Below are 12528 nucleotides of genomic sequence, written 5' to 3' on the forward strand. Positions count from 1 at the left end.
GCATGCATACGGACGAGGGAGAACACCCGGTGGTCAACAGCGATCAGCGGCGGCGGCAGCTCGCCAGGGAAAAGTTCGAGCGGCAGCAGGAACGCCGCATCACGGCCCGGCGCAACGCACGCCGCCGCAACGCGGTGATCGCGTCGGCGGTCGCCGTGGTGGTCGTGGCGGGCGGCATCGCGTGGGGAGCCGGGGCCTTCAAGGGCGACGACGGCAAGGCCGCCCCCGCCAAGGCCGCGGACCCGTCGCCGTCGGCGAGCAGCACCGGTCCCCCCGAGCCCGCGATGAAGATCGACAAGAAGGCCAAGTACACCTTCGCCCTCAAGACGAACCAGGGTGCGGTCTCCCTGGTCATGGATGCCGCGAAGACCCCGCACACCGTGAACTCCTTCAAGTCGCTCGCGGACAAGGGCTTCTTCGACAAGACCAAGTGCCACCGCCTCACCACGAGCGGCATCTACGTACTCCAGTGCGGCGACCCCAAGGGCGACGGCTCGGGCGGGCCCGGCTACACCATCCCTGACGAGAACCTGACCGCGCTCGGCAAGGCGGGCAGCGACGGTACGGTGACGTACCCGGCGGGCACGGTGGCGATGGCCAACACCGGCCAGCCGCACACCGGCGGCAGCCAGTTCTTCCTCGTGTACAAGGACAGCAAACTGCCGCCGACCTACACCCCGTTCGGGACGATGGACGCGGCGGGACTGAAGACGGTGAAGGCCGTGGCCAAGGCGGGAGTGACCGGCGGAAGCCAGGACGGGGCGCCCAAGAAGGCCGTCACCGTCTCGAAGGCCACCGTCACCAAGGACTGAGCCGGGGCCGTAGCGGCGAATCGGGGCGACGGGGAAACGGGTAAACCAGGAACGGGGACAGGGGATATGGGGATATTCGGATGGGCCGGATGCGGACAGCCGCCCCGCCGTTCGCCTATGTTGGCGGTGTGCGGGGCGCAAGCAGCCCGGCCGAAGAAACTGTGGACGATGTCCGGGGGCCCACAAGTCTCCGCAGACATCATGTGGATGGAGGCGCTGTGAGCAGCGACCCGTGGGGCCGTGTCGACGAGACCGGCACCGTATACGTGCGTACGGCCGACGGCGAGAAGGTCGTCGGTTCTTGGCAGGCAGGCTCTCCCGAGGAGGCCCTGGCCTACTTCGAGCGCAAGTACGAGGGCCTGGTCGTCGAGATCGGCCTCCTCGAACGCCGGGTGAAGACCACCGATCTGTCGGCCAAGGACGCCCAGACCGCGATCGACCACCTGCGCGGGCAGGTCGATGAGCACCATGCAGTCGGCGACCTGAACGCTCTGCGGGTGCGGCTGGACGGGCTGGTCTCGACGGTCGAGGCGCGCCGTGAGGAGCGCAAGGTCCAGAAGGCCAGGCAGACCGATGAGGCGAAGCACGCCAAGGAAGCCCTGGTCGTGGAGGCCGAGGAGCTCGCGCAGAGCGACCAGTGGCGGTCCGCGGGTGAACGGCTGCGGGCGCTGGTGGACACCTGGAAGGGTCTCCCCCGGCTCGACCGGAAGTCCGACGACGAGCTGTGGCACCGCTTCTCGCACGCCAGGTCGGCGTTCTCCAAGCGGCGCAAGGCGCACTTCGCCTCGCTGGACGCCCAGCGCGAGGACGCCCGCAAGGCCAAGGAGAAGCTGGTCGCCGAGGCGGAGTCGCTCTCCGGGTCGACCGACTGGGGTGCGACGGCGGCCCGTTACCGCGATCTGATGACCGAGTGGAAGGCCGCGGGCCGCGCCCAGCGCGAGTCCGAGGACGACCTGTGGAACCGCTTCCGCGGCGCCCAGGACGTCTTCTTCGCCGCCCGCAGCGAGGTCTTCGCCGAGCGGGACGCCGAGCAGTCCGAGAACCTCAAGCTGAAGGAGGAGCTCGCGGTCGAGGCCGAGAAGCTGCTCCCGGTACGGGATCTCAAGTCGGCCAGGTCCGCGTTCCGGGCGCTGAACGAGCGCTGGGAGGCCATCGGCCACGTACCGCGTGACGCACGGCCGAAGGTGGAGGGCCGGATGCACACGGTGGAGCGGGCGCTCCAGGAGGCCGAGGAGACCGAGTGGCGGCGCACCAACCCGGAGGCACGCGCACGGGCCGCGGGTCTGACGGGTCAGCTCCAGGACGCGGTCGACAAGCTGCGCAAGCAGATCGACACGGCGCGTGCGGCCGGCAACAACGCCAGGGCCGACAAGCTGGCCCGTGAGCTGGAGGGGCGCCAGGCGCTGCTCGACCAGGCGATGAAGGGCCTGGAGGAGTTCGGCGGCTGAGAAGCCCGAAGCATCCCGGACATGGGTGAGGGCCCTCCGCCGAGCGGAGGGCCCTCACCCATGTCGTGGTGCGGCTCCGGCGTCAGGGCCTGCGGGCGGAGGTCACCCGGTAGACGTCGTAGACGCCCTCCACGCCCCGTACCGCCTTCAGGACGTGTCCGAGGTGCTTCGGGTCGCCCATCTCGAAGGTGAAGCGTGAGGTGGCCACCCGGTCGCGGGAGGTCTGGACCGCCGCCGACAGGATGTTCACGTGCTGGTCGGAGAGGACGCGGGTGACGTCCGAGAGCAGCCGGGAGCGGTCCAGGGCCTCGACCTGGATGGCGACCAGGAAGACCGAGGACTGGGTGGGTGCCCACTCGACTTCGAGGATCCGTTCGGGCTGCTGCGACAGCGAGTCCACGTTGACGCAGTCCGCGCGGTGCACGGAGACCCCGCTCCCCCGGGTGACGAACCCGATGATGGGGTCGCCGGGGACGGGTGTGCAGCACCGGGCGAGCTTCACCCAGACGTCGTCGACGCCCTTGACGACCACACCGGGGTCCGCGTTGGCGCGCCGCTTGCTGCGGCCGTGCGACGGCGGTGTGCTCTCGGCGATGTCCTCGTTGGCCGCTTCCTCGCCGCCGAGGGCCTGCACCAGTTTCTGCACGACGCCCTGCGCGGCCACATGGCCCTCGCCGATCGCCGCGTACAGCGAGGAGATGTCCGGGTAGCGCATCTCGTGCGCCAGTGTGACGAGCGAGTCGCCGGTGAGGATGCGCTGGATCGGCAGGTTCTGCTTGCGCATGGCCCGCGCGATGGCGTCCTTGCCCTGCTCGATCGCCTCGTCGCGGCGCTCCTTGGAGAACCAGGCGCGGATCTTGTTGCGCGCCCGGGGCGACTTGACGAAGCCCAGCCAGTCCCTGGAGGGTCCGGCGCCCGCGGCCTTGGAGGTGAAGACCTCGACCAGGTCGCCGTTGTCGAGGGTGGATTCGAGCGGGACGAGCCGCCCGTTGACCCGTGCCCCTATGGTCCGGTGGCCGACCTCCGTGTGGACGGCGTACGCGAAGTCGACGGGGGTGGCGCCGGCGGGCAGCGCGATGACGTCGCCCTTCGGCGTGAACACGAAGACCTCGTTGCGCGACAGGTCGAAGCGCAGCGACTCCAGGAACTCGCTGGGGTCCTCGGTCTCCTTCTGCCAGTCGAGCAGCTGCCGCAGCCAGGCCATGTCGTTGACGGTGTCCTGACGGGAGCCCTTGCCGGTGCTCTTCGGTGCGTCGGTGCGCACCTTGGAGGCGCCCGCGACGGCCTCCTGCTTGTACTTCCAGTGCGCGGCGATGCCGTACTCGGCCCGGCGGTGCATGTCGAACGTACGGATCTGGAGCTCGACGGGCTTGCCGCTGGGACCGATCACCGTGGTGTGCAGCGACTGGTACATGTTGAACTTGGGCATCGCGATGTAGTCCTTGAACCGCCCCGGGACCGGGTTCCACCGGGCGTGGACGGTGCCGAGCGCCGCGTAGCAGTCGCGGACGGTGTCGACAAGGATGCGGATGCCCACCAGGTCGTAGATCTCCGCGAAGTCGCGGCCGCGCACGATCATCTTCTGGTAGACGCTGTAGTAGTGCTTGGGGCGCCCGGTGACGGTGGCCTTGATGCGGGCGGCGCGAAGATCCGACTGGACCTCGTCGGTCACTATGGCGAGGTACTCGTCGCGCTTGGGCGCCCGCTCGGCGACCAGCCGCACGATCTCGTCGTACATCTTCGGGTAGAGGATCGCGAAGGCGAGGTCCTCCAGCTCCCACTTGATGGTGTTCATGCCCAGGCGGTGCGCGAGCGGCGCGTAGATCTCCAGGGTCTCGCGGGCCTTCTTCTCCTGCTTCTCCCGCTTGAGATACCGCATGGTGCGCATGTTGTGCAGCCGGTCGGCGAGCTTGATGACCAGGACGCGCGGGTCCTTGGCCATGGCGACGACCATCTTGCGTACGGTCTCGGCCTGCGCGGCCTCACCGAACTTGACCTTGTCGAGCTTGGTGACGCCGTCGACGAGGAGGGCGACCTGGTCGCCGAAGTCGCGGCGCAGGGTGTCCAGGCCGTACTCGGTGTCCTCGACGGTGTCGTGCAGCAGCCCCGCCATCAGGGTGGCCGGGTCCATGCCCAGCTCGGCGAGGATCGTGGTGACGGCGAGCGGGTGCGTGATGTACGGGTCGCCGCTCTTGCGCTTCTGCCCGCGGTGCCAGCGCTCGGCCACCTGGTAGGCGCGCTCGATCTGCCGCAGCGTCGCCGACTCGATCTTCGGGTCGTTGCCGCGCACGGCCCGCAGCAGCGGTTCAAGCACCGGGTTGTACGGCGAGGAGCGCTGGACGCCCAGCCGGGCGAGCCTGGCCCTGACGCGGTTGGACGAGCCGCCGGAGCGCGCCACGGGGCCCTGCGGGGCCGGGCGAGCGGTGGCACCCTGCGCGGCCGGTCCCGGCGGGGGCGCCTGGGCGGCGGGCTTCGGCGTGGAGAGGGGGGCGGCGCCGCCGGGGCGCACCACGGGAGCCGAGGGCTTCGGCTGACCGGCAGGCGGCTTCTCGGGCGTCGCTGGGGCCGCCGCGGCCTTCTGGTCCTGCTTCTCGGGCTGTGCGGCGGCTGCGGGCCGGTCCTCGTCTGGCAAGGGCACTCCTCTGGGGGTCCCCCCGGACGGAGCCTGGGGGAGGGTCCGGGTCCCCGTGTCAGGTCCGGAAGCCCATGGTAACGATCCCGGGCGATCCGCTCGCCCCGGGCCGGTGCCGGCACCGTACGCGAGAGGCGGACCGCCCGGGGTTCCGGGGGCCCGCCTCAGCGGTACGGCGTACGGATCAGGCCGCGATCAGACCGTGATCAGGGCGTCCAGCGGGGCGCCGTGCAGTGCGGGCTCCAGCCGGGCACGCCCGTCCAGGAAGCCCAGCTCCATCAGTACGGCCACTCCGATGACCTGCGCACCGGCCCGCCGGATCAGGTCCAGCGAGGCCTCGGCCGTGCCGCCGGTGGCGAGCACGTCGTCGATGACCATGACGCGGTCGTCGGCGCAGAGGTCCTCGGCGTGCACCTCGATCTCGGCGCTGCCGTACTCCAGGTCGTACGTCTGGGAGAGCGTCGCGCCCGGCAGCTTCCCGGCCTTGCGGACCGGGATGAAGCCGATTCCGGCGCGGACCGCGACCGGTGCGGCCAGGATGAAGCCGCGCGCTTCCAGGCCGACGATCTTCGTGGCGCCGTGCCGCAGGCAGAGCTCCGCGAGGGCGTCGGTCAGCGCCGTGAAGGCCTCCGGGTCCGCGAGGAGCGGGGTGATGTCCTTGAACACCACACCCGGCTGCGGATAGTCCTGCACATCCCTGATCCTGCTGAGCAGCAGGTCCTGGATGCTCCGGGTGTCCGTCATCGGCGCTTCCCCTGGGTACGCCCGCGGCCCCGCGGGGCGGGAGCGCGCCGGCCGCCGGCCACGGCGCCGGCCGGGGCCGGGGCGCCGTCCTCCGGCTGGAGGGTGTCGTCGTCCTGGTCGGACGGTTCGCCCTTCGCCGCGGCGGCGGCCCGCTTGGCGAGCACCCGCTTCTTGAGGGCCTGCATCGCGGGGTCGCGTTCCTTGAGGTCGGCGACGAGCGGGGTGGCGATGAAGATCGAGGAGTACGCACCGGCCGCGAGGCCCACGAACAGCGCGAGCGAGATGTCGTTCAGCATTCCGGCGCCGAGGAAACCGCCGCCGATGAAGAGCAGGCCCGCCACCGGGAGCAGCGCGACGACCGTGGTGTTGATGGAACGCACCAGGGTGCCGTTGAGGCTGCGGTTGGCGATCTCGCTGTAGGTGAAGCGGGTCTGCTTCTTGAGATCCTTCGACGCCTCCTTGAGACCGTCGAAGACGACCACGGTGTCGTAGAGGGAGTAACCGAGGATGGTCAGCAGACCGATCACCGTGCCCTCGGTGACCTCGAAGCCGACGAGCGCGTAGATCCCGACCGTGATCGTGAGGTCGTGGATCAGGGCGACGAGGGCGGCGAGGGCCATCCGCCACTCGAAGGCGATGGCCAGATAGACCACCACCAGGATCATGAAGATCGCCAGGCCCTCCCAGGCCTTGTTGGCGATCGTCGCTCCCCAGCTGGGACCGACCACGTCGGCGGCGATCTTGTCGATCGGGAGCTTCAGGTCCTTGGCGAGCGTGCCGTGGATCTTGTCGGCCGTGTCGGTGTCGATCCCGGAGACCTGGATCCGCATCCCGCCGTTGCCGAGCTTCTGGACGGACGCGTCATGTCCGGAGAGCTGCTCCGCCACGTCCTGGGCGCGCGTCACCGAGACGCTGCTGCTCTGGGTGGTGGTGAAGACCGCACCGCCCTGGAACTCGATGCCCAGGTTCAGACCGCGCACCGCCAGGCCGACGATGGCCGTGATGGTGATCAGGATCGAGATGCCGTACCAGATCTTGCGCTTGGCCACGAAGTCGTAGCCGACCTCGCCGCGGTACAGCCGGGCGCCCATGCTGCCGAGTCGCGACATCTCACGCCTCCTTCGGGTCGGTGGGGGCGGAGGAGGCGGCACGGCGCGAACGGCGGAGCGGAGGTTTGGCGCCGAGCCGCTTCGGGTCGAGTCCGGACCACGGGTGGCCGCTGTAGAAGAACTTCTTGCGGGCCAGCAGCGTCATCACCGGCTTGGTGAAGAGGAAGACCACGACGACGTCGAGCAGCGTGGTCAGGCCCAGCGTGAACGCGAAGCCCTGCACCTTGCCGACCGTCACGATGTACAGCACCGCGGCGGCGAGGAAGGACACGAAGTCCGAGACCAGGATGGTGCGCCGGGCGCGCGGCCAGGCGCGCTCGACGGCGGGCCGCAGCGTGCGGCCCTCGCGGATCTCGTCACGGATGCGTTCGAAGTAGACGATGAACGAGTCCGCGGTGATGCCGATCGCAACGATCGCACCACACACCGCGGGCAGGTTGAGTGCGAAGCCGATGCCCTTGCCGAGCAGCGACATCAGTGAGTACGTGAGGATCGCGGAGACCAGGAGGCTGAGGATCGCGATGAACGACAGGCCGCGGTAGTAGGCCACCAGGTAGATGATGACCAGCGCGAGGCCGATCGCACCGGCGATGATGCCCGCCTGGAGCTGCTCGCCGCCGAGCGCCGCGGTCACGGTGGTGACCGTCTCCTCCTTGAAGGAGAGCGGGAGCGCACCGTAGGACAGCACGTTGCCGAGGTCCTCGGCCGACTGCTGGGTGAAGCTGCCGGAGATCTGGGCGCTGCCGCTGAGCGTCTGGCTCACGCTGGGGGCCGAGACGACGGCGCCGTCCAGCGCGATGGCGAACTGGTTCTGCGGGGACTGCTGCTTCGAGAGCTTGCTGGTGATCGCCTGGAACTTCTTCGAGCCCTTGCTCGTGAAGTCCATCTGGACGATCCACTGACCCTGCTGCTGGTCGATGACGGCCTTGGCGCCGGAGACGTCGGTGCCGTCCACGGCTGCGGCGTCGAGGATGTACTTCGCGTCACCGGACTGGCTGCACGCCACGGTCGGGTCGCTGGGCTTGACGTTGTCGCCGCCGGCCTTGGCACGGCCGGCCTTGGTGGAGCAGTCGAGCGCGGCGAACTTCTTCTCCAGCTTGGCGGCGGCCGCGCTATCGGCGGTCGACGGGGTGGGGCTGGACTGGGGAGGCGTCGACGGGTTGGGCGTGGGACCGGCCTTCAGCGCGTCGGTCACCGCACGGCCCTGGGGGGACGAGGTCGACTTCTTCGACGACGAGGACGACTTGTCGGTGGCCTTGGACTTCGACGAGGCGCTCGGGGAGGGCGTGGTGGAGGGCTTGCCGGCGGGCGTGGGCTTGCCCGCAGCGACCGTCACCACAGGGCGGAAGTACAGCTGGGCGGTGGTACCGACCTGCTGCCTGGCCTGCTTCTCGTTCGTCCCCTTGGGGATGTTGACGAGGATCTGGTCCTTGCCCTGCGTCTGGACCTCGGCCTCGGAGACCCCGAGTCCATTGACACGGCGCTCGATGATGCTGACCGCGGTGTCCATGTTCTTCTGGTTGATCGCGTTGGGCTTGCCCGGCTGGGGCTTGGCCTGGAGCGTGATGCTCGTACCGCCCGCGAGGTCGATGCCGAGACGTGGCGTGACCTGCTTCGCCCAGAACATCCCGCCGACGAGCGCAACCATGGCGATCAGGATCAGGGCCAGGGACCGCCCGGGCTTGCCCTGGGCTCCCGTCTGCCTTCGGCCCTTGTTCGGTGCTGCCACCTTGTCGATTCTCCCTGTCCTACCGCCCGCGCCGGGTATGCGCTGTGAGCGGCCACGAAGTGATGTGGGGGACCTGCTCCGCTGTAGCAGTGCACGGTCTCGGGGACCGCCGGTGCTGCCATCGGGCAGCACCGGCGGTCCCCGGATGTACTACTTCGCTTCGCCCTCGCCGTCGTTCTTCTTCTCGGCCTTGTCCGCCTTGTCGGCCTTGTCCTCGGAGGTGGCCTCGGCCTGGTCGGCGTCCTCGGCTTCGTCGGAGGCGGCGTCATCGTCGGCGGACGGCGTCTCGTGCTTGCCGAGGTCGACCTTGGCGTCGTCGAGCTCGGTCAGCGAGGAGGCGTCGTCGGGGACGATCGCGGTCTCGCCGTGGACGATGCGGTTGTACTCCGCGTCGTCCAGGACCGCGCCGATCGCGTTCTTGCCGTAGACGGCGTGGACGCCGGGCGCGATCTCCAGGAGAACCGAGTCCTCGTTGATCTCCTTGACGGTGGCGTACATGCCCCCGATCGTCCGGACGCCGGTGCCGGGCTGCATCTCATTGCGCATCGTTGCAGCCGCCTGCTGCTTCCGCTTGGCGGACCGGGTCATCAGGAACATGGCCCCGATGAGCACGATGAAGGGGAGGAGGGTCACGAGACTCACGGGAGGGAACTTCCTTCGCACGACCGCGCTGGATCGCGGCCTGATCTTCGGGGGCGGGGCATGCCGTCCGGGAAGGGCGGCATCGGCGGAGTCTAGGCGAGTCCGCATCAATGGAACAACGCCCAGCATGGCACCGGGGTTCCGCAGCGTGCACCCCCGAGCCTTCTCACGCCCCGAACAGACCCGCTTGTCCCTTTCCCGCGGCGCCTCCCGCGCCACCCTGCGGGGGTACGAGTCCCAGGTGCGCCCAGGCGGCCGGTGTGGCCACCCGGCCGCGCGGGGTCCGGGCCAGCAGCCCCTCGCGGACCAGGAACGGCTCGGCGACCTCCTCGACCGTCTCGCGCTCCTCCCCCACGGCGACGGCGAGTGTGGAGAGTCCCACGGGTCCGCCCCCGAAGAGCTTGAGCAGGGCCTGGAGCACCGCACGGTCCAGCCGGTCGAGTCCGCGGGCGTCAACCTCGTACACCGCGAGCGCCGTACGGGCGATCTCCCGGGTGATCACTCCGTCGGCCTCCACCTGGGCGTAGTCGCGGACCCGGCGCAGCAGCCGGTTGGCGATCCGGGGGGTGCCGCGGGAGCGTCCGGCGATCTCCCCTGCGCCGTCCTCGCCGATCTCGACGTCGAGCAGCCGGGCCGAGCGGTGGATGACACGCTCCAGCTCGGCCGGTTCGTAGAACTCCATGTGCCCGGTGAAGCCGAAGCGGTCGCGCAGCGGCGGCGGCAGCAGGCCCGCCCTGGTGGTGGCGCCGACCAGGGTGAAGGGCGGCAGCTCCAGCGGGATGGCGGTGGCGCCTGGCCCCTTGCCGACGATGACGTCGACCCGGAAGTCCTCCATCGCCATGTAGAGCATTTCCTCGGCGGGCCTGGACATCCGGTGGATCTCGTCCAGGAAGAGGACCTCGCCCTCCTGGAGGGACGAGAGGATCGCAGCCAGATCCCCGGCGTGCTGGATCGCGGGGCCGGACGTGATCCGGATGGGAGCGCCCATCTCGGCCGCGATGATCATCGAAAGAGTGGTCTTGCCGAGGCCCGGGGCGCCGGAGAGCAGCACATGGTCGGCGGTGGCGCCGCGCTGCCTGGCCGCCCGCAGGACCAGGTCGAGCTGGAGTCTGACCTTCTCCTGGCCCACGAACTCGTCCAGGTCCTTGGGGCGCAGTGCGGCTTCGACAGCCTGGTCCTCACCGTCGGCGTCGGCTCCCACCAGGCGCTCTTCGGTGTCGGGGACGGTGTCGTCCCACTCGTTCTGAGGAGGCAGCATGCGGGTCTCTCGATCAGCGGGCGCGGTTGAGGGTCTGCAGGGCGGCCTTGAGGAGCGCGCCGACGTTGGGCTCGGCGGCGGCCTCGGCCTGGGGAGTGACAGCGGCGACGGCCTCCTCCGCGTCACGCGGCGCGTACCCGAGGCCGACCAGCGCGGAGTGCAGCTGCTCGCTCCACGGCGCGGGTCCGGATGCGGTGCGCTGCGCTGCGAGGTGCGCGCCGCCGGTGCCGAGCGGGGCTCCGAGCCGGTCCTTGAGCTCCAGGAGGAGCTTCTGGGCGCCCTTCTTGCCGATGCCCGGTACCGCGGTGAGCGATTTCTCGTCACCGGTGGAGACGGCGAGCCGCAGGGCGTCCGGCGAGTGCACGGCGAGCATGGCCTGGGCGAGCCGGGGGCCGACGCCGCTCGCGGTCTGGAGGAGTTCGAAGGTCTGGCGTTCGTCGTCGTCGGCGAAGCCGTAGAGCGTGAGGGAGTCCTCCCGCACCACGAGGGAGGTGGCGAGCTTGGCCTGCTGGCCGATGCGCAGGGCGGACAGCGTGTTGGGTGCGCACTGGACCGACATGCCGATCCCGCCGACCTCGATGACGGCGGTGGTCGGGGCCAGGGCGGCCACCGGTCCGGAGACGAAGGCGATCATGCGGTACGGCCTTTCAGGGTGCGGTGGGCGGCGACGGCCTGCTGGAGCCTGTTCTGGGCGGGGGCCCGCCAGATGTGGCAGATGGCGAGCGCCAGGGCGTCGGCGGCGTCGGCCGGTTTCGGAGGCGCGTCGAGCCGGAGCAGCCGGGTCACCATCGCCCCGACCTGGGCCTTGTCGGCTCTGCCGCTGCCGGAGACGGCGGCCTTGACCTCGCTGGGGGTGTGCAGGGCTACGGGGATGCCGCGGCGTGAGGCACAGAGCATCGCGACCGCGCTGGCCTGTGCGGTGCCCATCACCGTACTGACGTTGTGCTGGCTGAACACCCGCTCCACGGCGACGACTTCGGGCCGGTGCTCGTCCAGCCACGCCTCGATGCCGCGCTCGATGGCGACCAGCCGCTGCCCCAGCTCCGCGTCGGCGGGCGTCCGGACGACCCCCACGCCGAGCATGGTCAGCGGGCGGCCGGCCACGCCCTCGACGACTCCGACGCCGCAGCGCGTCAGCCCCGGGTCCACGCCCAGTACCCGCACGGTGCCCCCTCCCTCATGCCCGATCGCCTGTCCGGTGCCTGGCGGAACGGGTGGTGCCGTTCGCCCAGGTGTTCCTGCGTTGTCGCAGGCTATCGGGTGGCACCGACAACACCGAGAACGCCGGGACCGCCGGGGCAGCCGGGTCCGCCGGGTCCGCCGGGAACACGGACGGGCCGGCGGGGTGTGTCCCCGGCGGCCCGTCCGTACGTACCCGTGGTGCTGAGTGCCCGTCAGGCGTCGATCTTCTCCATGACCTCGTCCGATACGTCGAAGTTGGCGAAGACGTTCTGCACGTCGTCGCTGTCCTCCAGCGCGTCGATCAGCTTGAAGATCTTGCGTGCGCCCTCTTCGTCCAGCTCGACCTGCATGGTCGGCATGAAGTTGGCCTCGGCCGAGTCGTAGTCGATGCCCGCCTCCTGGAGCGCGGTGCGGACCGCGACCATGTCGGTGGCCTCGGAGAGCACCTCGAAGGACTCGCCCAGGTCGTTGACCTCCTCGGCGCCGGCGTCGAGCACCGCGCCCAGGACGTCGTCCTCGGTGAGTTCGGCCTTGGGGACGACCACGACGCCCTTGCGGTTGAACAGGTACGACACGGAGCCGGGGTCGGCCATGTTGCCGCCGTTGCGCGTCATCGCGACGCGCACGTCGGACGCGGCACGGTTGCGGTTGTCGGTGAGGCACTCGATGAGCACCGCGACACCGTTCGGTCCGTAGCCCTCGTACATGATCGTCTCGTAGTCGGCGCCACCGGCTTCGAGACCGGCACCGCGCTTGACCGCGGAGTCGATGTTCTTGTTCGGCACCGAGCTCTTCTTGGCCTTCTGGATGGCGTCGAAGAGGGTCGGGTTGCCGGACACGTCGGCGCCGCCCGTGCGGGCCGCGACCTCGATGTTCTTGATCATCTTCGCGAAGAGCTTGCCGCGCTTGGCGTCAACCACGGCCTTCTTGTGCTTCGTCGTAGCCCATTTAGAGTGGCCGGACATCTGCCTG

At 70.0% G+C, this 12528-nt stretch carries 11 protein-coding genes; 2 read left to right on the top strand and 9 right to left on the bottom strand.

What is annotated here, in order from left to right; genetic code table 11:
• Positions 1–29: 29 nt before the first annotated feature.
• The gene (locus tag OHB13_RS05065; RefSeq protein ID WP_266861225.1) at positions 30–812 is read left to right on the top strand and encodes a peptidylprolyl isomerase; all 783 of its coding nucleotides are present in this window, start codon (positions 30–32) and stop codon (positions 810–812) included.
• A gap of 218 nt (positions 813–1030) precedes the next feature.
• Complete coding sequence (locus tag OHB13_RS05070; RefSeq protein ID WP_266858931.1) at positions 1031–2260, top strand: DUF349 domain-containing protein; 1230 nt, start codon at positions 1031–1033, stop codon at positions 2258–2260.
• An 82-nt stretch (positions 2261–2342) separates the two neighbouring features.
• Here the strand turns inward: OHB13_RS05070 and OHB13_RS05075 are convergent, their stop codons facing one another.
• The 9 genes from OHB13_RS05075 to OHB13_RS05115 form a co-directional block, all read right to left on the bottom strand.
• Positions 2343–4892 (bottom strand): RelA/SpoT family protein, encoded by a 2550-nt coding sequence (locus OHB13_RS05075; RefSeq protein ID WP_266858930.1) that lies wholly within the window; start codon positions 4890–4892, stop codon positions 2343–2345.
• 195 nt (positions 4893–5087) lie between these two features.
• Complete coding sequence (locus tag OHB13_RS05080; RefSeq protein WP_266858929.1) at positions 5088–5636, bottom strand: adenine phosphoribosyltransferase; 549 nt, start codon at positions 5634–5636, stop codon at positions 5088–5090.
• A complete protein-coding gene (gene secF / locus OHB13_RS05085) occupies positions 5633–6745 on the bottom strand; it encodes a protein translocase subunit SecF (RefSeq protein ID WP_266858928.1) in 1113 nt (370 codons plus the stop codon). The genes OHB13_RS05080 and secF overlap by 4 nt, the downstream gene beginning before the upstream one ends.
• Position 6746: 1 nt before the next feature.
• Complete coding sequence (gene secD, locus OHB13_RS05090) at positions 6747–8474, bottom strand: protein translocase subunit SecD (RefSeq protein WP_266858927.1); 1728 nt, start codon at positions 8472–8474, stop codon at positions 6747–6749.
• Positions 8475–8624: 150 nt separating this feature from the next.
• On the bottom strand, positions 8625–9116 hold the full coding sequence (yajC, locus tag OHB13_RS05095) for a preprotein translocase subunit YajC (protein WP_328375928.1): 492 nt from the start codon (positions 9114–9116) through the stop codon (positions 8625–8627).
• Positions 9117–9282: 166 nt separating this feature from the next.
• The gene (gene ruvB, locus OHB13_RS05100; protein ID WP_266858925.1) at positions 9283–10374 is read right to left on the bottom strand and encodes a Holliday junction branch migration DNA helicase RuvB; all 1092 of its coding nucleotides are present in this window, start codon (positions 10372–10374) and stop codon (positions 9283–9285) included.
• Positions 10375–10387: 13 nt separating this feature from the next.
• Complete coding sequence (ruvA, locus tag OHB13_RS05105) at positions 10388–11008, bottom strand: Holliday junction branch migration protein RuvA (protein ID WP_266858924.1); 621 nt, start codon at positions 11006–11008, stop codon at positions 10388–10390.
• Entirely contained in the window at positions 11005–11538 is a 534-nt protein-coding gene (gene ruvC, locus OHB13_RS05110; protein WP_266858922.1) for a crossover junction endodeoxyribonuclease RuvC, read from the bottom strand. Before ruvC ends, ruvA begins: the two co-directional genes overlap by 4 nt.
• A gap of 230 nt (positions 11539–11768) precedes the next feature.
• On the bottom strand, positions 11769–12521 hold the full coding sequence (locus OHB13_RS05115; RefSeq protein ID WP_266858920.1) for a YebC/PmpR family DNA-binding transcriptional regulator: 753 nt from the start codon (positions 12519–12521) through the stop codon (positions 11769–11771).
• Positions 12522–12528 lie beyond the last annotated feature (7 nt).

This window comes from Streptomyces sp. NBC_00440 (assembly GCF_036014215.1).
GTDB lineage: Bacteria > Actinomycetota > Actinomycetes > Streptomycetales > Streptomycetaceae > Streptomyces.